Genomic DNA, 22392 nt, shown 5'->3' on the forward strand with positions numbered 1-22392 from the left:
ATAGGCGATCGGGGATTAGGGAATAGGAAACTTTTTCTGGTAATCTTCGATCGCCAATCCGTAACTATACCCAGATATCTCTATATTTACTTATAAAAATCATTGCTATTTGTCTATTATAAATGTATCGCAGTTTGCCAACATAAAAACTATGTTTTAATAATTACCTGAATAATCACTAGTTACTTAATAACGATTTTGGAGAAATGTTTATTAATATTAATTAGTAATAAAAGTTTTTCAAAAATGATTAATAATAAATAATTATTTAAGATTTTCGGGGGACAATTGCTTTAAAATGATAGTTCACTAGCAATTTCATTCATATTCATGACGACTTCCGAAGCTTCCTTGTCACAAAGTATCGTTGTTACTGACTCCACTAATTCCGGTAATTGGTCAAACTTACTGCAACAATTACTAGAAAAACAATCATTATCTAGCAGTCAAGCCACTGATTTAATGCAAGGATGGCTGAATGAAGAAATTGATCCTGTTTTATCAGGAGCAATTTTAGCCGCATTGCAAGCAAAAGGGGTTTCTGCCGAAGAATTAGCAGGAATGGCTAAAGTATTGCAAGCAAAATCTCTGAGAGTAGGAGCATATTCTAACCAACAACCAACCAATCCTGTAATTGATACTTGCGGTACAGGTGGCGATGGCGCATCAACTTTTAATATTTCTACAGCAGTGGCTTTTGTGGCTGCGGCTGCGGGTGTAGCAGTAGCGAAACATGGCAATCGTTCTGCTTCTAGTCGCGTAGGTTCTGCGGATGTATTAGAAGCTTTAGGAGTCAATCTTAATGCTAATGCTGAAAAAGTTGAAGCAGCATTAACAGAGGTAGGAATTACTTTTTTATTTGCTCCCGGATGGCATCCCGCCTTAAAAGTTGTTGCTCCATTGCGACGGACTTTAAAAGTGCGAACGGTGTTTAATTTATTAGGGCCTTTAGTGAATCCTTTACGTCCTACAGGACAGGTAATAGGAGTATTCGATCCGAATTTAATGTTGACAATTGCTCATGCTTTGAATCAATTAGGAATGCAAAAAGCGATCGTCCTGCATGGCAGAGAAAAATTAGATGAAGCAGGTTTAGCAGATAAAACAGACTTAGCAATATTATCAGGAGGAGAAGTTAAATTAGAAACGATCGCTCCTCAAGAACTAGGTTTAATAACTGCACCAACGGCAGCAATTCGGGGCGGTGATGTCTCCGAAAATGCGGAAATTTTACGCAATGTTTTGCAAGGAAAAGGTACAGCCGCACAACAAGATATCGTAACTTTAAATGCAGCAATAGCACTGCAAATTGGCGAATTAATTCCCCTTGGTGATTATCAAAAAGGTATTGCATTAGTGAGGGAAATTTTATCTAGTGGTGCAGCTTGGATAAAGTTAGAGCAATTAGTCGCATTTCTCCAAACTTAAACTTCGCTGGAATCTAGCTTTTTACAGCTAGATAATCATTAATTATGAATCAGCTTTTTTGCAGAACACCGCTCATCTTAATATTAATTATGGGAGTGGTTGTTCTATTTAACCTCGGTTTCGGCATCTACAGTTTACTATTTTTAGCGTTGCTTTGGTGGAAAGTACGATCGCTAAATCGCATCAATCGCCAGCACCTAATTACCTATCAAAAATGTCAAGAAACTGAAAATCAATTTCGTAGTGCTTTTATGCACTCACCAGTAGCAAGTATGCTACATACAGCCGATGGCAAAGTATTACAAATTAACCATGCTTGGACAGCAATCACCGGATATCAAATAGAGGAAATTTCCACCATTGCAGATTGGGTAAAACTAGCCATTACCCAAAATGAACATCAAAAAACATCCGAGAAAAGCTTTCAGCAAAATTCCTGTAAAGATTGCCAATTATCCGCAAAAATTTGTCCTGAACAAACCTTTGCTCAAGAGCTAATTATTCGCACCAAAAGCGGCGAAAAACGCATTTGGCAATTATTTACTACTTGCTTGAGCAATCATTCCAGTCAACAAATGTTCGTTTCCACTGCCATTGATATTACTGATAATAAAATGACCTTGTTTGTCTATCGAGACTATACAGGAGAAATGCTGAATTTCGCTGCCGTAGCAGTGAATAATAATCAGAATAAAAAAGCAGAAGCAGAACTAAAACAAGCCAAAGCTGAATTAGAAATTCTCGCACTTAATCAACGCTGGCAACTGGAATTAAACGAACGTCAGCGTACAGAATTGGCAATTAAGCAAAGTGAATTCCATTTTCAAGAATTAGCAGACAATCTTAACGAAGTGCTATTTATTGAATCTTACGATCTGAGCCAAACACTTTATGTTAGTCCCGCTTATGAAAAAATTTGGGGTCGAACTTGCGACAGTTTATATGCCAAACCTCAATCTTGGCTAGAATCTATTTATCCTGAAGATATTAACAGAGTAAAAAATAGTTTTGATTTAATGAAACGAGGGTTTTCTTCGCAAAAAGAGTACCGAATTGTCAGAACAGATGGCTCAATTCGCTGGATTTTAGCAAAGAGTTTTCCGATTTATGACGATCGAGGAAATCTCTTACGTCATGTCGGATTAGCAGAAGATCTTACCGATCGCAAACAAGTAGAAACCATCTTAACTCAGCAAGCACAAAAAGAACAAGCACTTTATCGAGTAGTCCGCATAATTCGCAACTCTTTAGATCTCAACATAATTTTTGACGTTGCTAGTCGAGAAATTGCCCAACTTTTAGCAGTAGAAACAGCAAACATTATTCAATATTTGCGCTTATTTAAAGTATGGCGCTGTGTATCTGAGTATCATCAAAATCCCACAAATTCAACAATTTTGCATCAAGAAATACCAGAAATAAATAGCAATATTGTCCAACAACTCCATCAATTCAAAATAGTACAAATTACCAATCCTAGTGATAGCAAAGATGAAATGGTTTCCCAATATTCTCAAACTTATCCCGGCGCTTGGTTATTAGTACCGCTACATTTTGATAATCGACTTTGGGGAATTTTAAGTTTAATTAGTAAAACTAATTCACCTTGGCAGCAACAAGATATAGAATTAGCTTGTGCAGTAACCGATCAATTAGCGATCGCCATTTATCAATCAGAACTTTATCAAAAACTGCAAGCCGCCAACCAAGAATTAAAAAGATTAGCCACCATTGACGGATTAACTCAATTAGCAAATCGCCGCTATTTCGACCAATACTTACAAGTAGAATGGCGCAGAAATAGAAGAGAAAAAACTCCCCTAGCACTAATTTTATTAGATGTTGATTATTTCAAATTTTATAACGATACTTACGGTCACATAGCAGGCGATGATTGCTTAAAAAAAATCGCCCTCACCATCAAAAAATTAGTGCGTCGTCCCGGAGATTTAGTCGCTCGTTATGGCGGCGAAGAATTTGCGATAATTCTGCCCCAAACAGATATTAACGGAGCCATGAAAATAGCGGAAATCATTAATCAAAAAATTAAACAACTAGCGATTCTCCATCGAAACTCGGAAGTTAGCCAATACGTAACCGTAAGTTTAGGAATTAGCTGTATGATTCCTAATTTACAAACTTCCTATTTAGAATTACTAACTTTAGCCGACCAAGCACTTTATCATGCTAAAGAACAAGGACGCGATCGCCTAGTTTGCGCCTAACAAATTCTTGATTGTAGTTTGTTGTAGGGGCGATCGCATCACCTACCCCTACAATCAAAATCAACTAACTTGCAACTTCACATTTAGCTTCTGCAATCTTTCCCCTAACCAACGTTCAAACAACTCATTTTGTAAAGCTTGCCTTACCTGAACATCCTCCAAAGAAGAAGGTAAAAACTGCTCAACCCGAAACAAACCCCAACGTCCCTCCACTTGTAAAGGCCCTAAAAGAGCCCCAGGCTCAGCATCCTTTACCGCACCTTGGAGAGGTTCCGGCAAAGTTCCCATACTGATAGCGCCCATCATTCCATTAGCTAAACGCTCCTCAGTCAAAGAATTTTCCCGCGCCACCACTTCAAAACTATCACCAGTTTCAATTTGCTCCCGGAGAGTTTCCGCCACATCAGGATTATCCACAATAATCCGCGACAAAACCACCCGATCTAGAAAAATTTTCCGCTCATTGTAATAGTCTTGCAACCTAGATGAAGTTATTTGATTCTTCAGTTTGTCCAGCTTAAAATTAAAAGCAAACTGATTATGAAAAGTCGGGTAATCTACACCCTTACTATTCAGCCACTCTTGAAAACGCTTCGGATCGGTCAACTGACTTTGAATCCGAAAATCAATAATTGCCTGTTCCACAAGAGCATTTTCAATTTGAGGATCGGTCAGCTTAAGTTGTTCTTGCTCAATAATGTGCTGTCGCAGAATATCCCCGATAAAAAGCCCAAGTTTGCCACAACTTTGCAGATATCGCAAAGCTTGCTCCAAAAAAATAGGCTGGTCATCAACTATAAGAAATGATTGGGAAGTCATGAATTAGCCAGATTTTACACAATTAATTTCCTTGCCCTTATTAATTTTATGGCTGTTGTGTTCCTTTTACCGTACCCGGAATTCGACAAAATTATTTTTAATAGTCATGTCATAGCGGGAAAAAAAGTCTTGTCCCAGTAGCCCAATGCTTAATCCTGGTGGAATGCCCACCGGGACATTTTTCAGCGAAGCACCACCCACTTGTACCGTATCCAGACAGCCAACACCAATTAAAGCACCACCCGCAGCAGTACTCACCTTTGCCACAGCAAAACTTTCTACCTTCAATCTAGCTGCCATTTCTTGAGTAATCGCCGTACCGCTAGCCCCAGTATCCAACATCATCTCGAAAGTTTGCTTGATATTAGCGTTAGTCAGCGTCACATCAATTACCAAAGTGCCAAATTCGCGCCGTTTAATTGGGACACGAATCACAGTACCAGAAGTCGCACTAGTGCTGACTTTTGTCGTACACTTACTCGCCAGAGAAACTTGCTTAAATTTAGGGTCTGCTTGTTTAGCAGCGTAATCAGCTTGTTCTTGATATTCTTTTAGTTTGGCTTGCGCTTGGGCATAATTGGGACTAGAAGTTGGTACAGCTTTGAGCAGTTGCATTACTTTTTGCCATTGACTGCTGACGAGTTTCCAATCATCGCGAGATTGGGCTGACTCACCGATACTTTTAGCACGGGTAGCTTTAGCTTGCGCCTCCTCATAACTATCCTCTACCACCACTTGTGCCTGATTTTGTTTTACCGTCACAGTTTTTGGTTTTGCTCCAACAGTAGCCGTAGTCTTCGCCACCGAAGCATTTACTTGAGACTTAACTTTAACATTAGGGCTTTCCGTAGCTTTCTCACTACTACAAGCCATACTCATAACTGTTACCATTCCGGTAAGTAATATCAATAACGCCCGATCGCGAACAACTTTTTCCATAAAAACTTTGGTTGAGAATTTGCTTAACAAAATTTTAGCCACACTCTCCTCTGCACCTAATCTAACCTTGCCCAAAGTGAGAAAAATCGAAATTTAAGCTTTTGTAAACAAAAAAATTCCTCAATGTAATCAAATCCCAACATTAATCTAATGAAAAACCGCACGCCTCTCTAAGGTCGTGTAAGATCGACATCGCTACGAATCAAAGACAGGAAACTATGCCACTTTTAGACGCTCAACCCGCATTGCTTGTTTTAGTAGATGGCACAACTTTTCGGGGTTGGTCATTCGGTGCCCCAGGAACCACAATAGGAGAAGTTGTGTTTAACACTGGCATCACTGGATACCAAGAAGTATTAACTGACCCAAGTTACTGCGGTCAAATCGTGTTGTTTACCTATCCCGAACTAGGCAACACAGGCATTAATCCCGAAGATGAAGAATCAGAACGTCCCCAAGTCAGAGGCACTATTGCCCGCAACATCTGCACCCGTCCTAGCAATTGGCGATCGACCCAATCTTTACCCGATTATTTGAAACAATACAATATTCCGGCAATTTACGGCATTGATACTCGTGCTTTAACCCGGAAAATTCGGGAATTTGGGGCAATGAACGGGGGAATTTCTACCGAAATCCTCGATCCATCAGAATTACTTGCTAAAGTAAAAGCGGCTCCCAGTATGGCAGGATTAAACTTAGTTAAAAATGTCACCACTGAGAAGATTTACGAATGGTCGGAACCTACTAACCCAGTTTGGGAATTTAAACCAATAGAAAAAACTGACGAATCTTTTACAGTTGTGGCGCTAGACTTCGGCGTGAAAAAGAATATTCTGCGCCGTTTAGCAAGTTATGGTTGTCGAGTAATTGTAGTTCCCGCAGATACACCAGCAGAAGAGATTTTAAAATACAATCCTGATGGAATTTTCCTTTCTAATGGCCCTGGCGATCCAGCAGCAAATATTGAAGGAATTGAAACTACTAAAGCTTTACTGAAAGCAGAAAAACCTGTATTTGGCATTTGTATGGGACACCAAATTTTAGGTCTTTCCTTGGGTGGGGATACTTATAAACTGAAATTTGGTCATCGAGGCTTAAATCAACCTGCTGGGTTAACCGGGAAAGTCGAGATTACTAGCCAAAATCATAGTTTTGCGATCGATCCCGATTCCATTCCCAACGCCAACGTCGAAATTACCCATCTGAATTTAAACGATCGCACCGTCGCAGGTCTACGCCACAAATCCCTACCCATGTTCTCCGTACAATATCACCCAGAAGCCAGCCCAGGCCCCCACGACGCTGACTATCTCTTTGAACAGTTCGTCCAAACAATGCGTCAAAATCGCCAAACTACCTCTGTTTAGAGCATCCCAATTGGGCAAGGGCGAAGCATTCCAGTAGAAAAGTTATTGATTACAAGCAAAGCTTTACTGCCGGAATGCTAATACCTACGGCACGCTACGCGAACGCCCCTAACGCCCCTACAGATATTTTTCCCAAACTGGGATGCTCCCGAAAAACTCAAAACTTTCCCCCAGCCCCCAGCCCCCAGTCCCCAGTCCCCAGTCCCCAGTCCCCAGTCCCCAGCCCCCAGTCCCCAGCCCCCAGTCCCCAGCCCCCAGTCCCCAGTCCCCAGTCCCTAAAAATAATCCCTAAATCCCTAGACAAAATCCCAGAAACTATATATACTGGAGCCTCGACAGAAGGTGACTATGGAGCTAGGAGGGAATTATTCCTGAGCCACTAACCTTGACCGTGAGCCTTAGAGGCACAAGAGATGTCAAGGAAAAATACCAGTTATTTCGTCTGACAGGCTTATTGGATGCCTTTTCGGAACCGACTTTTAGTAAAGTGATCGGCAAATGTATCGATGATGGGCCAAAAAATATTGTTTTGGATCTCTCCCAAATCGATTTTGTCGATAGTTCTGGCTTGGGTGCTTTAGTACAAACAGCTAAGCGAGCGCAAAATAATGGGGGTACTTTACAAATTGTCCCCAATTCTCGTGTTACCCAAACAGTTAAGCTAGTACGTTTAGAAAAGTTTCTATCGTTGCAATCATCGGTAGATACTGCCCTAGAGAATATTAAATAAGCTGGCTAAGCTAAAATAACTGATGCTATCCGGTCGTTTTCTGGATAGCAGATTTGTTTTGAAACAAAATAATCAATCCCAATTGCATTTATGGTAAAATCCAGAAGCGATGTTTTATCAGCCGCTCTCAGAGATAAATTACTCGTTGACTGAAGTTAATCAGCTTTCTCCTGTAGCTTTGGCATATATAGGAGATGCAGTTTTTGAGCTTTATGTTCGGAGCCATTATCTTTTTCCTGCCAAAAGGATCGATAAGTATCATCGGCAGGTGGTGTTTCAAGTGAGAGCAGAGAGTCAGGTAAAACATTTGCGATCGCTCCAACCCCATCTCACAGAAGCCGAGAGCGAAATTTTGCGCCGGGGCAGAAATGCTGCTGGCTCAGGACCAAAGCGATTATCCCCGAAAATCTATCAAGAAGCTAGTAGCCTAGAAACTTTGATTGGATATCTTTATCTCACCGATTCTCAGCGTTTAGCTCAGCTGTTAGCCAAATTAGAGTTAGATTTCCCCCAAGGGGAAGACTGTTAAATAAAACTCAAGACAGCTGAAACTAGCAATTTTGACTATGTACATTAAAATCAGACACCTGATAGGTGATTAGTAAAGGTTTCGATAAAATAATGAGTAAAAATTACCGCCCAGAAAATCCAGGTAAACCCAAGCGCAGTAGACCTTTGAAAGGCAGGTTAAACCGACCATCGGTAAAACCAATTCGGAAAGTCAATGGTAACCTTCCCGCACCTGAACTGCGGAATGAGTCTCGCAATGAGTCCCACGATGAAACTCGACATGAGTCTCACAATGAACCTCGACGTGAATTTAGACGCGAACCTCGACGCGAACCTCGACGTGAATTTAGACGTGAATCACGACAGGAACCTCGGCAGATAAATCAAGAGGTTAGAGAGGAATCTGAAGATCTAGATATGATTTATGGTCGTCAGTCGGTGTTAGCAGCATTGACGAATCAGCGGGCGCTGAATCGAATTTGGATTTTGCCTCATCTGCGTTACGATCCCCGTTTCCATACATTATTAACGCAAGCGAAAGCAAATGGGACTGTAATTGATGAGGTAGAAGCAAAGCGTTTAGATTACATTACTCACAAAGGTAATCACCAAGGAATTGCCGCACAGGTTGCACCTTATGAATATGTAGAGTTAGCAGATTTGATTTCCCAAGCTAAAGCAGCTTCGGAACAACCAGTAATTGTGGTTTTGGATAGTATTACCGACCCCCATAACTTAGGGGCAATTATTCGCACATCAGAAGCCTTGGGAGTTCATGGTTTGGTGATCCCGCAACGACGGGCGGTAGGAGTGACTTCAACTGTGATGAAAGTCGCGTCGGGGGCTTTGGAAAATCTGCCTGTGGCTAGGGTGGTTAATTTGCGATCGGCTCTGGAAGAATTAAAGACAGCAGGTTTTTGGATTTATGGCACCGAGGCGAATACTGAGCAAGCATTACATACGGTTCAGTTTACTGGCCCAATAGTTTTGGTGGTAGGTTCCGAAGGAGAAGGTCTGAGTTTGTTAACTCAACGTTGCTGCGATTTTCTCGTGTCTATTCCTTTGGGGGGAAAAACTCCTAGCTTGAACGCTTCAGTAGCAGCAGGGATGGCGCTTTACGAAATTTTCCGCCAACGTTGGTCAACTACACTACACCTGGATAGGTTAAAAAAAGATACTTTGAAAAAAGAAAGGTAACAGAGTATAAAGAAATTTAAATAAAGAAGCTCGCTAGACGGCATTGCATCCTAGAGGACAGGTTGAGGTCATGAAAGAAGTTTTGCTCAGCATTCTAAATTTCTTAGGTTTGGCTTGGTGGATTGAAATTATTACTCACAAACCCCAATGTACTTACTATTTCGGCCCTTTTCTCACAGAGAAGGAAGCTGAATTGGCTAAGACTGGCTATTTGGAAGATTTGGAAATGGAAGGGGCGATGGGTGTTGATGTATTTATTAAACGCTGTAAGCCAAACGAACTGACAGTAGAGGACGATTTGGGGGAGAAAATTGACCGCAAGGCTTCACCAGCTTTCAGCGGTCAGTTTTAAGATATCGAATCGCTAATCAGGAATTTTTGGTGGGGGAAGGCAAAAGGCAGAAGGCAGAAGGGTAAATTTCTTCCCATCTCCCCATCTTCCCATCTCCCTACCTCCCCGTCTCTCTACCTGATATTACTGTTGGGTGTTCTGAGATCCAGCGATCGATATCTTGAAGCACCTGTTCTGGGATTTCCCAAGGAAAAAGATGGGCGGTGTGGGAATAACATTGCCATTGTGAGTTTTTGAGATGCCGTGCTGTTTCCAAACTTGATTCTGGGGTGATGTGGCGATCGTCCGATCCTGCCATAACTAAAGCCGGACATTGAATTTGCCAGAGGTCTTCAAGTCGGTTATAACCTGTTCTAATCGCTGTAGTTAAGGCGCGTGTAGCAGCTGAAGATGTTCGTAAATAAGCGGCAACTGCTTCTGTGGCAATAAAGTTGTAAGTTGCTGGAGTATGTTGTTGAATCAGGTAGCGAAACAAGGATTTTTTCCCGAAAGTTTCAATATTCCATTGCCAACCCGGTTGTAGTTGATTTACGATCGCCGCTAATCCTGTATAAAGGTTATCTTGCCAGCTAATGGGCGGATGATTACCACGAGGACGGGCAGCGGTGGCAATTAAAATTAATCCGCTGACTTTTTCCGATTTTCGCAAGGCTAATTCTAAGGCTAAAATGCCTCCTAAAGACCACCCTAATACTAGGCAACGCTGTATTTGTAAGCGGTCTAGCAGGCTTTCTAAGTCGTGCAAATGGTCTTGCATGGCAAATTTACCCTGACAGCGACTTTGACCGTATCCGCGTAGGTCAGGGGCGATCGTTTGAAAGCGTTGGGAAAGGTGTTTGGTAAAAACGGACATACTGTTACTAGAACCAGGATGTCCGTGTAGGCAAAGAATGGGAAATCCTTGGCCTTGAATGTTCACGTTGAGTTGCATTTTTGTGGTTTGTCCTTTCTCATTAGTTATTGGTCATTTGTAATATTTTTCCAATGACTAATGACCAAAAGATGATTGATTATTTAACACGGGCTAATACATCTTCCACGTCTGATAATTGAACTGCGCCGGAAAATGTTGCGCCATTGAGGACAAAAAATGGTGTGCCGGAAATGCCGACGCTTTCGCCTAAAATCATGTCTTCGGTGATGGCTTTTTCGGCGTTTTGGCGATCGCTATTAAACTTCTCCAAATCCAAGTTCAAATTTTTAGCGGTCTCTAAATAGAATTGTTCGCCAAGTTTATTTTGCTGAGTAAATAAAGCATCATGATATTGCCAAAATTTGTCTTGTTGCCCAGCTGCCCAAGCTGCTTTTGCTGCTGATAAAGCTTCGGGATGAATATTAGATAGCGGAAAATGTTTGAAAACTAAAGTGACTTCATTCTGATGTTTTGCCATGAATTCTTTAATAGTTTTGTGTGCTTGGGCACAGTAGGGACATTGAAAGTCAGAAAACTCTACTAACAGAATTTTTTTTGCAGGCGATCCCGTCATTGGAGATTGACCAATTATCGCATCGGGGTTAGTTTTCATTTGTTGAACAAATGCCTGCTGTGCCTGCACTAATTGATTTTGTATTTTCTCTTGGTATGCTTGAACAGATTCAACAATTGCTTCGGGATGTTGGCGGATAATTTGTAAAACTTGTTCTTCTAATTGAGGGGAAATTTTAGTAGCTGCTTGGGCGGGTGATGTCCAAAGAAAGAATATTAAAGTGAGTAGTAATATGAAGACTCGGATTATCGGCATAATTTACCTCATGAGATGGTGAGATGCTGATGTTTTTATTGTAAGTGCGATCTGTGCTGGGCGCACGTTATGCGATCGCAAAAAAATCACCTGCTAAACCTAGCTAATAATTCCTCTCTCGATAATTGTAATAACAACGATGTAAACTCTTCTGGTGCTAACTCTAACAAAGGAGCAACTATTGACTGTAGTTCCTCATCTAATACTCCAAAACGAACTCTGAGCAAGTTTTCTACAACAATGCTTTCACCTTGTTGTATTCCTTGTTGTGTAGCCTCATTTAACCTCTCTAAATAAAGTGGTGATGCTGTGGGAGTGAGAATCCATAATTTTGGTAATTCAGATTCGTTAATCCGAGTATTTTCCCTTTTTACTTGACGTTCTATATCTGCATGAATATCAAATAATTTGCTCAGACAATTGCGAATTTGGCTGGCGGTGACTGGATTGCGAAATGTTTTCTAAATACAGATTCAAGTTTTGTTGCAGGGTTTTGTAAGATGTGCTGCCGATCGCAACTGTACAGTTTTCCATCCTGCTACCTTATTTATTTGCCTACAAAATAGCAAATTAAAAATCATTTTAACACATTTTTATAATGATTCTTTAATTTGTTTGTCTCAAGCGATCGCATAAATAACAGAACATAGTCCGATCGCATAACCAAAAACAACCCAATCGCACTTTTTCTCATTAACACAAAAAGAGCGATCGCGCTCAACACACGAATAGCGATCGTCCTTTCCCCCAAACAACCTAAAAACGAAATCCGGGAATTCTCCGAATCGTATTTTGGATTCGATTTACCGTATTCAAAACATTATTAATATCGTCGATCGTATCCCGTTTATCAGGAGTTGAATTAGCCAGAGGCGCACCTAATTCTGGTGCAGATGAATTTTCCACTTGTAAAGCCAAATAAATCCCTTGTTGCGGCGCTAAACTCAAAAAAGTATTAATCGGAATTGCATAATTAAAACCAGGTTTGATCAGCCTAGCAATACTATTAGCTGCCTCTGGAGATAGACCTTCTCTGCGTAATGCTTTAGGATCGGCAGTATCTCCCCAGCCATGAATACCAACAACTCTACCTCCTGCATCTACTACTGGCCCACCACTCATTCCTGGCTGAGTTACGTTAGTATAAATAATCTTGTAACCCTCTACAGGTTGGTCTAAAAATCCTGAAATTCGCCCATCTGTGAACTGACGAACAAGTTGTCCTGTACCACCAGGTCTAGGCCATCCAGAAACAAAAACTGGCTTGCCTTCTGTGAGTTTATCGGAATTTGCTAACTTGGCAACTTTGTAATTTTTATCGCTACTAAATTCTACAATTGCCAAATCTACTCCAGGCAAACGTTTCACCTTCCTGTAATCAAGTTTATAGGCTTGTCTGTCAGAGGTGATGATTTTGTAATCATCAGGATCGCTAACTACATGATTAGCAGTTAAGACATAGTAAGTATTATTGTCTTTGGCAACAATTACTCCTGAACCGTGTCCTTCTTTGGCAATAATTAAAACCGTAACTTCTCTAGCAATATTGTTAATTTCTTCCCCGGAAAGGGCAACAGCAACACGAGGTTGCATTACCACAATGGCGTTAACAATTGCTGTACCTGCGAGTATTGCTGGTAGTCGATCGTAAAATCTCATGTTTCTGTCTCCAAATTAAATCAAATCAAAATCAACGATTAAGTTAACCATCACTAGGTTTTCCCAGAATAGTCGAGCTTGGCACAGACAGCCATAAAACTTTACATTTAATTACGTAAAAGTGGATGTTTAAGCGTTAAAATAGCGTGTTCATCTGCCCAGCCTAAGTTTTGGGGAATTACCATCAGTGACGATCGAGGTAATTTTCAATGGGCGAGGAAACTTATACTTATAGATCTGGGCAATAAGATAAAAAGAGGTCGCTGCATGGCATCCATCCGCGAGTTGCACCAACAACTCATCACCAAAGAACGTTCTGCTGTAGAAATAACTAAGGAAGCTTTAGAACGCATTGAGGCGGTAGAACCGAAAGTGCGTAGTTTTTTGTGCGTCACAGCAGATAAGGCTTTAGAACAGGCTAAGGCGGTAGATGCAAAAATTGCCGCTGGTGACGAAATTGGGCTGCTGGCGGGAATTCCTATTGCCATTAAGGACAATATGTGTACTAAAGGAATTCCCACTACTTGCGGCTCAAAAATTTTGCAAGGTTTTATCCCGCCTTACGAGTCAACCGTAACTCAAAAGTTGGCGGAAGCTGGGGCGGTAATGGTGGGTAAGGCGAACATGGATGAGTTCGCAATGGGTAGTTCTACGGAAACTTCGGCTTATCAGGTTACAGCTAATCCTTGGGATTTGGAAAGGGTTCCTGGTGGATCTTCGGGGGGCTCAGCTGCGGCTGTGGCGGCTGATGAGGCTGTGGTGTCTTTGGGTTCGGATACGGGGGGATCGATTCGGTTGCCTGCGTCTTTCTGCGGTATTGTGGGGATGAAGCCGACTTATGGTTTGGTTTCTCGCTTCGGTTTGGTGGCTTATGGTTCTTCTTTGGATCAAATTGGGCCTTTTGGTCGATCGGTCGAAGATACAGCTATTTTACTGGGTGCGATCGCAGGTTACGATCCGAAAGATTCCACTAGTTTAAATGTGAAAATCCCTAATTATGCTAAATCTTTGAAACCGAATTTCAAAGTTAGGGGAGTTTTAAGAGTTGGCGTAATTTCGGAAACTTTTGGTCAAGGTTTAGATCCAGTTGTGGAGAAAGCTGTAACTAAAGCGATCGAAACTTTGCAAGAATTAGGTGCAGAAATTCATGTAGTTTCTTGTCCCCGTTTCCGCTATGGTCTACCAGCATATTACATCATTGCTCCTTCAGAAGCTTCGGCAAATTTAGCCCGTTACGATGGCGTGAAATATGGTATGCGCGATGAAGAGGCTAATAGTCTTTTATCTATGTATACTAAGACTCGCTCTGCTGGATTTGGTCTAGAAGTAAAACGGCGGATTATGTTAGGAACTTATGCTTTATCAGCAGGTTACTATGATGCCTATTATTTGAAGGCACAAAAAGTCCGCACTTTGATTAAAAAAGACTTTGAGAGTGCTTTTGAAAAGGTTGATGTTTTAGTTTGTCCCACTGCACCAACAACGGCTTTTAAAGCAGGTGATAAAACTGCCGATCCTTTGAGTATGTATTTAACCGATTTGATGACAATTCCAGTTAATTTGGCTGGGTTGCCAGGGGTAAGTATTCCTTGCGGTTTTGACGAACAAGGTTTACCAATTGGTTTACAATTAATCGGCAATGTTCTACAAGAAGAATTGCTTTTGCAAGTAGCTTACGCTTATGAACAAGCAACTACTTGGAATGAGAAAAAGCCGAATTTGGATTAACTAGGGATTGGGGATTGGGGACTGGGGATTGGGGATTGGGGACTGGGGAATTATCCGATCGCCAATCACTAGTAACCAATGGCAAATTACAAATAACTAAGGACGAAAAATATGTCTTTTGTTGGTTTACACACGCACAGCGATTACAGTTTACTTGATGGCGCTAGTCAAATTCCTGAATTGATCGATCGCGTCATAGAATTGGGTATGTCTGCGATCGCACTTACCGATCATGGTGTGATGTATGGTGCGATCGAATTAATTAAAGTTTGCCGGAATAAGAACGTAAAGCCGATCGTCGGTAACGAAATGTACGTGGTAGAAGGCGAAATAGAAAAACAGGAAAAACGCCGCAAGAAATATCACCAAATTGTCTTAGCAAAAGACACCCAAGGCTACAAAAACTTAGTTAAATTAACAACTATTTCTCACTTGCAAGGCGTTCAAGGCAAAGGCATCTTTTCCCGTCCTTGTATTAACCGAGAGTTATTAGAAAAATATCACGAAGGGTTAATTGTTACTAGCGGTTGTCGTGCGGGTCAAGTTCCGCAACTGATTTTACAAAACAAATTAAAAGAAGCCAGAGAATGCGCTAAATGGTATCAAGAAGTATTTAAAGACGATTATTATTTAGAAATTCAAGATCACGGTTATTTAGAAGACAGAATTGTTAATGTTGAAATCGTTAAAATTGCCCAAGAGTTAGGCATCAAAGTTGTTGCCACTAATGATTCCCATTTTACAGGTTGCTCTGATGTGGAAGCACACGACGCTTTATTATGTATTAATACAGGTCAGAAATTAATTGAAGACAACCGAATGCGCTATAGCGGGACAGAATATTTAAAATCCCCTGACGAAATGGTGCAATTATTCCGCGATCATTTGCCCGATGAAGTAATTAAAGAAGCAATAGAAAACACTATAGAAGTATCAAATAAAGTTAAAAAATACGAAATATTTAACGAACCAAGATTACCAGATTATCCAGTTCCTCCAGAACATACACCTAGCACTTATTTAGAACAACTTGCTAGAGAAGGATTGCAAGAAAGATGCAATAGTCGTAGCTATAATGACATCGAATCAGCATATAAAGAAAGGCTGGAATATGAATTAAAAATGATCGAACAGATGGGATTTTCCACTTATTTTTTAGTGGTGGGAGATTACATCAGATTCGCTAGAGATAAAGGCATTCCAGTTGGCCCTGGAAGAGGTTCTGCGGCAGGTTCTTTGGTTGCTTATGCTTTAAAAATTACGAATATTGATCCGGTACATCATGGGCTTTTATTTGAACGTTTCTTGAATCCTGAACGGAAATCAATGCCTGATATTGATACCGATTTTTGTATTGAAAGAAGGCAAGAAGTAATTGAATATGTAACTGAAAAGTACGGCAAAGAAAGGGTAGCGCAAATTATTACTTTTAACCGTTTAACTTCTAAAGCAGTGTTAAAAGATGTCGCCAGAGTGTTGGATATTCCTTACAAAGAAGCGGATGAAATGGCAAAATTAATCCCGGTGGTAAGGGGAAAACCAACTAAGTTGAAGGTGATGATTTCTGATGATACTCCTGCCCAAGAGTTTAAAGAGAAATATGATAATGATGAAAATGTCCGGCGTTGGATTGATATGGCAATGCGGATTGAAGGTACTAACAAAACCTTTGGTGTTCACGCTGCGGGTGTGGTAATTTCTGCTCAACCTTTGGATGAAGTTGTACCATTACAAAAGAATAATGATGGTTCTGTAATTACTCAGTATTTCATGGAAGATTTGGAATCTCTGGGTTTGTTAAAAATGGACTTTTTGGGGTTGAAAAACCTGACGATTATTCAAAATACTTTAGATTTAATTGAGAAAAATCGCGGATTTCACGTCGATCCTGATGATATTACTGCTGATGAAAGAAAGGCATTTAAAATATTATCTAAAGGCGAGGTTAAAAAACGTCCGCCAGAGGTGGAAAAAACTTATAAGGTTCTAGAAAAAGGGCATTTGGAAGGGGTTTTTCAATTAGAATCTTCGGGAATGCTTGATGTGGTGAAAAAGTTAAAGCCGTCGAGTATCGAAGATATTTCTTCTATTTTAGCGTTGTATCGACCGGGGCCTTTAGATGCGGGGTTGATTCCTAAATTTATCGATCGCAAACACGGCAGAGAAGAAATTAATTACGAACATCCATTGCTAGAACCCATCCTTCAAGAAACTTATGCGGTATTAGTATATCAAGAACAAATCATGAAAATGGCTCAAGATTTGGCAGGATATACTTTAGGGCAAGCCGATTTATTGAGGCGGGCAATGGGCAAAAAGAAAGCTGAAGAAATGCAGAAACAGCGCGAAACTTTTATTGATGGTTCAACTAAAAATGGAGTTAATAGAAGAATAGCAGAACAGTTATTCGATCAAATGGTTTTGTTCGCGGAGTACTGTTTTAATAAATCCCATTCAACCGCCTATGCTTACGTCACTTACCAAACCGCTTATTTAAAAGCAAATTTCACTGGCGAATACATGGCTGCGTTGCTAACAGCTAACAGTGGCGATCAAGATAAAGTGCAAAAATACATTGCTAACTGTCAGGAATTAAACATTAAAGTAGAAGGGCCAGATATTAACCGTTCTGATATTAATTTTACACCTTCAGATGGGAAAATTTTGTTTGGTTTGTCGGCAATTAAAAATGTGGGCGAAAATGCGATTAAAAATATTTTAGAAGTGAGGAAAGCGGGAGGAAAATTTCAAGATTTGGCGGATTTTTGCGATCGCATCAACCTCCACAGCGTCAACAGTCGCGCCTTAGAAGCCTTAATTAAATGTGGCGCATTAGATTGTTTAAATAAAAATCGTCAGCAACTCATTGAACATTTACCTTTCGTCGTTAGTTGGGCACAAAAAAGTAAAGACGTTTCCGAACAACCAACTTTATTTGACTTAGGAAGTGTCAGAAGTCCGGCACCAAAACCACCACAAATAAATGATTTCGCCCCCAAAGAAAAGCTGCAATTTGAAAAAGAATTGCTCGGCTTTTATGTTTCTGCTCACCCTTTAAAAGCTATAGAAAAATTAGCACCTAAATTAGGTTTAGATCCCACTCCCATCACCCTGAATAAATTTACCGAAAAACCAAAAGGAAATATTAACGTAATTGTCATGATTACCGAAATTAAAAAAGTAATCACAAAAAAAGGCGATCCAATGGCAATTCTACAAATTGAAGATTTAACTGGCAAATATGAAGCAGTAGTTTTTCCCAAAACTTATGACAAAGTTAACGATTCTTTGGTAACAGATACACCGCTAATTTTAAAAGGTAAAGTAGACACGAAAGAAGAGCAAATTCAGCTAATTGTTAATGAAGCAGAATCAATTCCCGCTGATGCACTGGCGAGTCTGGAAGAAACCGAAGAAACAGAAATAGATAAACCAGAAGTTATGGTAATTTTGGAACTAACATTACAGCAAATTGAAGAACAGCAACTACTCGATAATCTCAGAGCAATTTTAAAAGAATATTCCAGCAATGAACAGTCAAAATTTCCAGTAATGGCACTTGTGCAGGGTAAACATCTCCGTCAAGCTGTACGTTTTGGCAAAGAATATTGGGTACAGGATTACGAAAATGCTGTTTCCCGCCTTAAAGATGCCAAATTTAATGCGTGGATTCACTCGTTAATTGAATTTTAAAAATCAACCAAATCCCTGCCAAATTTTGATGGTTTTATCAGAACTGGCGCTAACAAGTAATTGACCATCAATACTCATTGCTAAAGCATTCACTGCACTAGTATGTTCGTTCAAAGTAAACAACAATTCGCCAGTTTCTAAGCGCCATATCCTAATAGTTTTATCGCTACTGGCGCTAATCACCGTTTGACCATCGGGACTAATTTGTACAGCATTTACATACCCATTATGTCCCGAAAAAGTCCTAATTATTTCTCCGGTTTTTAAATTCCACAATTTAACTGTTTTGTCCTTACTTGCACTAGCAAGCATTTCCCCATCAGGACTAAAGGCTACAGAATAAACTGAGTTAAAATGCCCGTAAAGGGTGTTAACTAATTCTCCTGTAGCTAACTTCCAAAGTTTAATTTGATTATCTAAACCGCCAGTGGCAATTAACACTGCTTTCGGATGAATTGCTATAGCTTTAATCATCCCCGCAGAGGCAAACAAAGTGCGAATTGGCAAGCCATTTTTTAGTCGCCATAATTTGATAGTTCGGTCATCGCCACCACTAATTAACATTTGTCCATCTGGACTAATTGCCACTGCATTAACATCTCTAGAATGTTCGGTTAAAGTTTGCATTAAAGTAGCGTTGTGTAAATTCCAAAGCTTGATTTTCTCATCATCGCTACCACTAGCAAGAATCAAGCCATCAGGACTAATAGTTAAGGAATTAACTGCTTTGGTATGTCCTGATAAACTATGCAAAAGTTCTCCGCTTTGCGAACTCCAAATCTTAATCTGATCGTCTAAACCACCACTAGCAATCACTTGTTTGTTGGGACTAATAGCTACTGCCATTGCCCAAGAACTGTGTCCAGTTAAGGTATTCACACATCGCCAAATTCGCTGTGCAGAATTGGAATTTGGTGGTAGAGAAGCAGGTGGAGGAGTGATAGTACGGCGGATGTTTCTTCCTGGAGAAACTGGTGTTTTCGTACTATTTAAACGTCCAGAAATGCTGGGATTTGTTGCAGGTTTGCGGGGAACTGAAGCTGGGGGAGTTACTGGAGTTGGTTTGACAGGAGGAGGATTTTTCCCAGTAGCGGGTTCCCAACCAACTACATTTAAATCTTGCCATACTGTATCTGCTGATTGATAACGTTCATTCACCCAATCTTTGAGCATTTTATCTAAAATTTGGGTTAAGTTATCGCTGACATTTGAGCCTTTTTTCCGTAAATAATCGCGCCAAATCCACTGCCCATTTAAAGGATTATAAAGGCTGTCTGGTTTAACTTGGGTCATTAAGTAAATACAGGTTGCACCCAAACTATAAATATCGCTAGCGGGAAATACTTGTCCGTTCCGCAATTGTTCTAATGGTGCATAACCTTCTGTGCCAATTTTTGTTCCTGGTTGAGAGGCTGTACCTTCGGTAATTTGTTTAGCAATGCCAAAATCTATTAACACCAATTTGCCATCAATTTGGCGGCGAATAATGTTAGTTGGTGTAATATCTCGGTGAATTACTTGCCGTTCGTGAATAAATTTTAATACTGGCAGAATATCTCGCAAAACTTCCCTTATTTTGTTTTCACTAAATGCCCCTTGTTGTACCAGTTCTTGGTATAAGTTTTGTCCTTCAATAAACTGCTGTACTAAATACAATCGTTTCTCTTGTTCAAAGTAAGCTAACAGGGTAGGAATTTGGGGATGTTCTCCTAGTTCGTGCAGTCTATATGCTTCTTTGTGAAAAAGTTCGATCGCTTTTTCTTGAGATTGCGTCCCTTGCGATTGTACGGAAAATTGCTTGATCACGCAGCTAGCATTTAACATATCTTGATCGGCTGCGAGATAAGTTCTGCCAAATCCTCCCTGTCCAATAGGTTTTACTACTCGGTAGCGGTTTCTCAATAGTGGTTCTAATTTACTACCGCAGCTTTGGCAGAGTTTTCTACCTGAAGGATTTAATGGTTGTTTACAATTGGGGTTGAGGCAACATATCATAATTAGCAAGGCACCCGCGGGCTTGATTTGTTCTGGTTAGCAGGTTTTTCTGTCTTGATACTATCTTTTTTACTAGCTTTTTTCTTGAGGCGATCGCTTCAATTCCATTATCGCTTGTCTAAAGCCTAACACCACCAAGATATTTGCCAAGGTTAAAAAGAACTCAGCACTACCATGTAACCAATCAACATTTGCCAAGGATTCACCATAAACTATTTTTGCGTAAATTCCTGCGGGAATAGTCACACCAACAAACACTAAGGTCATATAAAATCCAATTAAACCTAAACGTGGCATTTGTTGGGAACGAGTAATAAACCACAGGAAACCCAAATAGGGAAATAGTGACACAATAAACAGGGTGTCTTTAGAAATCATCAAAAACCTCACGGGAGTTTAGAAACCCCTGTCTTTCAAGCAGGGGAGGAAAAACGACGCGACGGGATAAATCCCGCTTCGGAACAACTTCTTATAAACTTCTTATAATCTCTGTGGCTTTAGCCCGGAGAGTGTCAAAGTCCTAATTTAGTAGAAGTTTGCTTGCGATCCTGACTAACAGGTGTTTTTACCATACCAGATTTTGTCGATCGCCAAATCCACCAACCAGCTAGCAACAAAGTAAAATTCCCCACTACCGTCATCGACGCTTGCAGAGTTACCAACCATTCCAACGACTTTGGATTATCAAAGTAGTGCCAAGTGCAAGCACACATCGCACTCACTAAAGCTGGCAGCATCCCGATAGACAAAGCATACCACGCTCGGTTCTGCGTGACTTCACCATAAGTCCAAATTAACCAAATTGCCGCTATCCATTCCATAACGCTGGAAACGTGAATGATCCAAGTCGGGATTGAAAGTACGTGCATGAATCAACAATAAATAAAATTTATTTTATGTTATCAAGTTTTCAGTTAACTAATATACCTTTATCAGCATAGCTCGACAGATTATTCTAGCTGAGTTCACTGCTAAAAAATACAACTCTCAGCTAGTTCTCTTTTGAGATTATCCGCACTCTTAAACTAAGCCGGAACTTTAATTTCCCTTTCCCTGCCAGGTTCATCTAAATCGATCGTTAATTGTAAAGGATTATCAAACTTAATCCTTGTATCAATTACTTCTGCTTGTTCCTGCCTTAAATCTTCTATGTAACCGCCTTTCTCTAATTCCGCTTCTTTTAAACTATCAAAAGGCCCAAAATAATAGATACAGCTAGGCTTCTTGGTAACAATCTCCAACCACCAAGACATTTTTTTATCTCCTTTTCTTTTGCTTCTTTTGCCAATATACTTGTGCCATTCTTAGCTTTTGTAGTCTTTCGTTAAAAAATGATTCAGTAATTTATTGAACACAGAGGATAATTATACTGCAAGCACTAACGAAAAATTGATATCAAGAATACAATTAGCCGGATTTTACAAAGCTTGACAGTTTTGCTCTCCTTGATTCTGGCAAAAGTCATAAATTTTACCTGCCATAGATAGAGAATTTTTGGTAAAACTTCGATCTAAAACTGATCCCCAAATTCATCTAGTTGTAATTATCTATTTTGAATTAATTAGCCAAAAATCTTACCCTAATTGACATACTCCCCCGTCAAGCGTCGCTGTGACGGGGGATTCTCCCAGAATCACTTCTTGAGATTACTGGTTCAACGAAACAGCTTAAATCATCAACATCTCTGTTGAAGACCCAGAGGCCGGATTCTCCCCAGTCGTTTGGGTCGGTTTCTGTTTGCCCAACAGTACCGTTAAGGTATTCCCCTAAATATTTCAACCCTTTTTTTAAGATATTAATTGCTGCGTTCCAATCACGATCCAGAACTGTTTTACAGTGAGGACATTGGTGAGTTCTAGTACTTAAAGTCTTATAAACTTTTGCCCCACAAACAGAACAATCGATAGTCGTGAATTGCGGTGGTACAGCGATACAGGTTATCTTGTGGATCTTGGCAAAATAATTCACCCATTGCGTGAATTGATACCAAGAAACATCGCTAATA

Annotated in this window: 20 protein-coding genes; 9 read left to right on the top strand and 11 right to left on the bottom strand. The window is 40.2% G+C overall.

Going from position 1 to position 22392, the window contains the following annotated elements:
- The first annotated feature begins 330 nt into the window (after positions 1 to 330).
- Both trpD and ACE1B6_RS25125 read left to right on the top strand, forming a co-directional pair.
- A complete protein-coding gene (gene trpD, locus ACE1B6_RS25120) occupies positions 331 to 1428 on the top strand; it encodes an anthranilate phosphoribosyltransferase (protein ID WP_413260022.1) in 1098 nt (365 codons plus the stop codon).
- Positions 1429 to 1517: 89 nt separating this feature from the next.
- The gene (locus ACE1B6_RS25125) at positions 1518 to 3653 is read left to right on the top strand and encodes a GGDEF domain-containing protein (RefSeq protein ID WP_413260023.1); all 2136 of its coding nucleotides are present in this window, start codon (positions 1518 to 1520) and stop codon (positions 3651 to 3653) included.
- A 60-nt stretch (positions 3654 to 3713) separates the two neighbouring features.
- On the opposite strand, the gene ACE1B6_RS25130 is transcribed toward ACE1B6_RS25125, so the two are convergent.
- Together ACE1B6_RS25130 and ACE1B6_RS25135 are read right to left on the bottom strand one after the other, a co-directional pair.
- Positions 3714 to 4472, bottom strand: coding sequence for a peptidylprolyl isomerase (locus ACE1B6_RS25130; RefSeq protein ID WP_413260024.1), 759 nt, complete (start codon positions 4470 to 4472; stop codon positions 3714 to 3716).
- A gap of 66 nt (positions 4473 to 4538) precedes the next feature.
- The gene (locus ACE1B6_RS25135) at positions 4539 to 5453 is read right to left on the bottom strand and encodes a retropepsin-like aspartic protease family protein (protein WP_413260025.1); all 915 of its coding nucleotides are present in this window, start codon (positions 5451 to 5453) and stop codon (positions 4539 to 4541) included.
- Positions 5454 to 5629: 176 nt separating this feature from the next.
- On the opposite strand from ACE1B6_RS25135, the gene carA reads away from it, so the two are divergent.
- From carA to ACE1B6_RS25160, 5 genes are all read left to right on the top strand, one after another.
- Entirely contained in the window at positions 5630 to 6781 is a 1152-nt protein-coding gene (carA, locus tag ACE1B6_RS25140) for a glutamine-hydrolyzing carbamoyl-phosphate synthase small subunit (protein ID WP_413260026.1), read from the top strand.
- A gap of 385 nt (positions 6782 to 7166) precedes the next feature.
- Positions 7167 to 7511, top strand: coding sequence for an STAS domain-containing protein (locus ACE1B6_RS25145; protein ID WP_413260027.1), 345 nt, complete (start codon positions 7167 to 7169; stop codon positions 7509 to 7511).
- Positions 7512 to 7620: 109 nt separating this feature from the next.
- Positions 7621 to 8040 (top strand): Mini-ribonuclease 3, encoded by a 420-nt coding sequence (locus ACE1B6_RS25150; RefSeq protein WP_413260028.1) that lies wholly within the window; start codon positions 7621 to 7623, stop codon positions 8038 to 8040.
- Positions 8041 to 8132: 92 nt separating this feature from the next.
- Complete coding sequence (gene rlmB, locus ACE1B6_RS25155; protein WP_413260029.1) at positions 8133 to 9218, top strand: 23S rRNA (guanosine(2251)-2'-O)-methyltransferase RlmB; 1086 nt, start codon at positions 8133 to 8135, stop codon at positions 9216 to 9218.
- A 70-nt stretch (positions 9219 to 9288) separates the two neighbouring features.
- On the top strand, positions 9289 to 9570 hold the full coding sequence (locus ACE1B6_RS25160) for a DUF1816 domain-containing protein (RefSeq protein WP_413260030.1): 282 nt from the start codon (positions 9289 to 9291) through the stop codon (positions 9568 to 9570).
- Between the two features lie 97 nt (positions 9571 to 9667).
- Here ACE1B6_RS25160 and ACE1B6_RS25165 read toward each other — a convergent pair whose 3' ends face one another.
- From ACE1B6_RS25165 to ACE1B6_RS25180, 4 genes are all read right to left on the bottom strand, one after another.
- Complete coding sequence (locus ACE1B6_RS25165) at positions 9668 to 10501, bottom strand: alpha/beta fold hydrolase (protein ID WP_413260031.1); 834 nt, start codon at positions 10499 to 10501, stop codon at positions 9668 to 9670.
- 79 nt (positions 10502 to 10580) lie between these two features.
- On the bottom strand, positions 10581 to 11312 hold the full coding sequence (locus ACE1B6_RS25170) for a DsbA family protein (protein WP_413260032.1): 732 nt from the start codon (positions 11310 to 11312) through the stop codon (positions 10581 to 10583).
- 399 nt (positions 11313 to 11711) lie between these two features.
- Positions 11712 to 11846: a hypothetical protein gene (locus ACE1B6_RS25175; RefSeq protein ID WP_413260033.1), complete on the bottom strand. Its 135-nt coding sequence runs from the start codon at positions 11844 to 11846 to the stop codon at positions 11712 to 11714.
- Positions 11847 to 12068: 222 nt separating this feature from the next.
- On the bottom strand, positions 12069 to 12971 hold the full coding sequence (locus ACE1B6_RS25180; RefSeq protein ID WP_413260034.1) for a S1 family peptidase: 903 nt from the start codon (positions 12969 to 12971) through the stop codon (positions 12069 to 12071).
- A gap of 267 nt (positions 12972 to 13238) precedes the next feature.
- Between ACE1B6_RS25180 and gatA the strand changes: the two genes are divergently transcribed.
- Together gatA and dnaE are read left to right on the top strand one after the other, a co-directional pair.
- A complete protein-coding gene (gene gatA, locus ACE1B6_RS25185) occupies positions 13239 to 14699 on the top strand; it encodes an Asp-tRNA(Asn)/Glu-tRNA(Gln) amidotransferase subunit GatA (protein ID WP_413260035.1) in 1461 nt (486 codons plus the stop codon).
- Between the two features lie 111 nt (positions 14700 to 14810).
- Positions 14811 to 18392, top strand: a complete 3582-nt coding sequence (gene dnaE / locus ACE1B6_RS25190) for a DNA polymerase III subunit alpha (protein ID WP_413260036.1) — start codon at positions 14811 to 14813, stop codon at positions 18390 to 18392.
- 3 nt (positions 18393 to 18395) lie between these two features.
- Here dnaE and ACE1B6_RS25195 read toward each other — a convergent pair whose 3' ends face one another.
- The 5 genes from ACE1B6_RS25195 to ACE1B6_RS25215 all read right to left on the bottom strand — a co-directional run.
- Positions 18396 to 20387, bottom strand: coding sequence for a protein kinase domain-containing protein (locus ACE1B6_RS25195; RefSeq protein WP_413260037.1), 1992 nt, complete (start codon positions 20385 to 20387; stop codon positions 18396 to 18398).
- A 72-nt stretch (positions 20388 to 20459) separates the two neighbouring features.
- Positions 20460 to 20765, bottom strand: coding sequence for a DUF3593 domain-containing protein (locus tag ACE1B6_RS25200; protein ID WP_413260038.1), 306 nt, complete (start codon positions 20763 to 20765; stop codon positions 20460 to 20462).
- 134 nt (positions 20766 to 20899) lie between these two features.
- Positions 20900 to 21256, bottom strand: a complete 357-nt coding sequence (locus ACE1B6_RS25205) for a DUF2499 domain-containing protein (protein ID WP_413260039.1) — start codon at positions 21254 to 21256, stop codon at positions 20900 to 20902.
- Between the two features lie 156 nt (positions 21257 to 21412).
- The gene (locus ACE1B6_RS25210) at positions 21413 to 21640 is read right to left on the bottom strand and encodes a DUF1816 domain-containing protein (protein ID WP_413260040.1); all 228 of its coding nucleotides are present in this window, start codon (positions 21638 to 21640) and stop codon (positions 21413 to 21415) included.
- Between the two features lie 346 nt (positions 21641 to 21986).
- Positions 21987 to 22392 (bottom strand): zinc ribbon domain-containing protein (locus tag ACE1B6_RS25215; RefSeq protein WP_413260041.1); only part of this gene is annotated, 406 nt, incomplete at its 5' end.

This window comes from Floridaenema fluviatile BLCC-F154 (genome assembly GCF_041929135.1).
GTDB lineage: Bacteria > Cyanobacteriota > Cyanobacteriia > Cyanobacteriales > Aerosakkonemataceae > Floridanema > Floridanema fluviatile.

Coding starts and splice junctions, on each gene's coding strand:
- trpD (WP_413260022.1), top strand. CDS start 331: ATGACGACTTCCGAAGCTTCCTTGTCACAAAGTATCGTTGTTACTGAC.
- ACE1B6_RS25125 (WP_413260023.1), top strand. CDS start 1,518: ATGGGAGTGGTTGTTCTATTTAACCTCGGTTTCGGCATCTACAGTTTA.
- ACE1B6_RS25130 (WP_413260024.1), bottom strand. CDS start 4,472: ATGACTTCCCAATCATTTCTTATAGTTGATGACCAGCCTATTTTTTTG.
- carA (WP_413260026.1), top strand. CDS start 5,630: ATGCCACTTTTAGACGCTCAACCCGCATTGCTTGTTTTAGTAGATGGC.
- ACE1B6_RS25150 (WP_413260028.1), top strand. CDS start 7,621: ATGTTTTATCAGCCGCTCTCAGAGATAAATTACTCGTTGACTGAAGTT.
- rlmB (WP_413260029.1), top strand. CDS start 8,133: ATGAGTAAAAATTACCGCCCAGAAAATCCAGGTAAACCCAAGCGCAGT.
- ACE1B6_RS25160 (WP_413260030.1), top strand. CDS start 9,289: ATGAAAGAAGTTTTGCTCAGCATTCTAAATTTCTTAGGTTTGGCTTGG.
- ACE1B6_RS25165 (WP_413260031.1), bottom strand. CDS start 10,501: ATGCAACTCAACGTGAACATTCAAGGCCAAGGATTTCCCATTCTTTGC.
- ACE1B6_RS25170 (WP_413260032.1), bottom strand. CDS start 11,312: ATGCCGATAATCCGAGTCTTCATATTACTACTCACTTTAATATTCTTT.
- ACE1B6_RS25175 (WP_413260033.1), bottom strand. CDS start 11,846: ATGGAAAACTGTACAGTTGCGATCGGCAGCACATCTTACAAAACCCTG.
- ACE1B6_RS25180 (WP_413260034.1), bottom strand. CDS start 12,971: ATGAGATTTTACGATCGACTACCAGCAATACTCGCAGGTACAGCAATT.
- gatA (WP_413260035.1), top strand. CDS start 13,239: ATGGCATCCATCCGCGAGTTGCACCAACAACTCATCACCAAAGAACGT.
- dnaE (WP_413260036.1), top strand. CDS start 14,811: ATGTCTTTTGTTGGTTTACACACGCACAGCGATTACAGTTTACTTGAT.
- ACE1B6_RS25195 (WP_413260037.1), bottom strand. CDS start 20,387: ATGATATGTTGCCTCAACCCCAATTGTAAACAACCATTAAATCCTTCA.
- ACE1B6_RS25200 (WP_413260038.1), bottom strand. CDS start 20,765: ATGATTTCTAAAGACACCCTGTTTATTGTGTCACTATTTCCCTATTTG.
- ACE1B6_RS25205 (WP_413260039.1), bottom strand. CDS start 21,256: ATGCACGTACTTTCAATCCCGACTTGGATCATTCACGTTTCCAGCGTT.
- ACE1B6_RS25210 (WP_413260040.1), bottom strand. CDS start 21,640: ATGTCTTGGTGGTTGGAGATTGTTACCAAGAAGCCTAGCTGTATCTAT.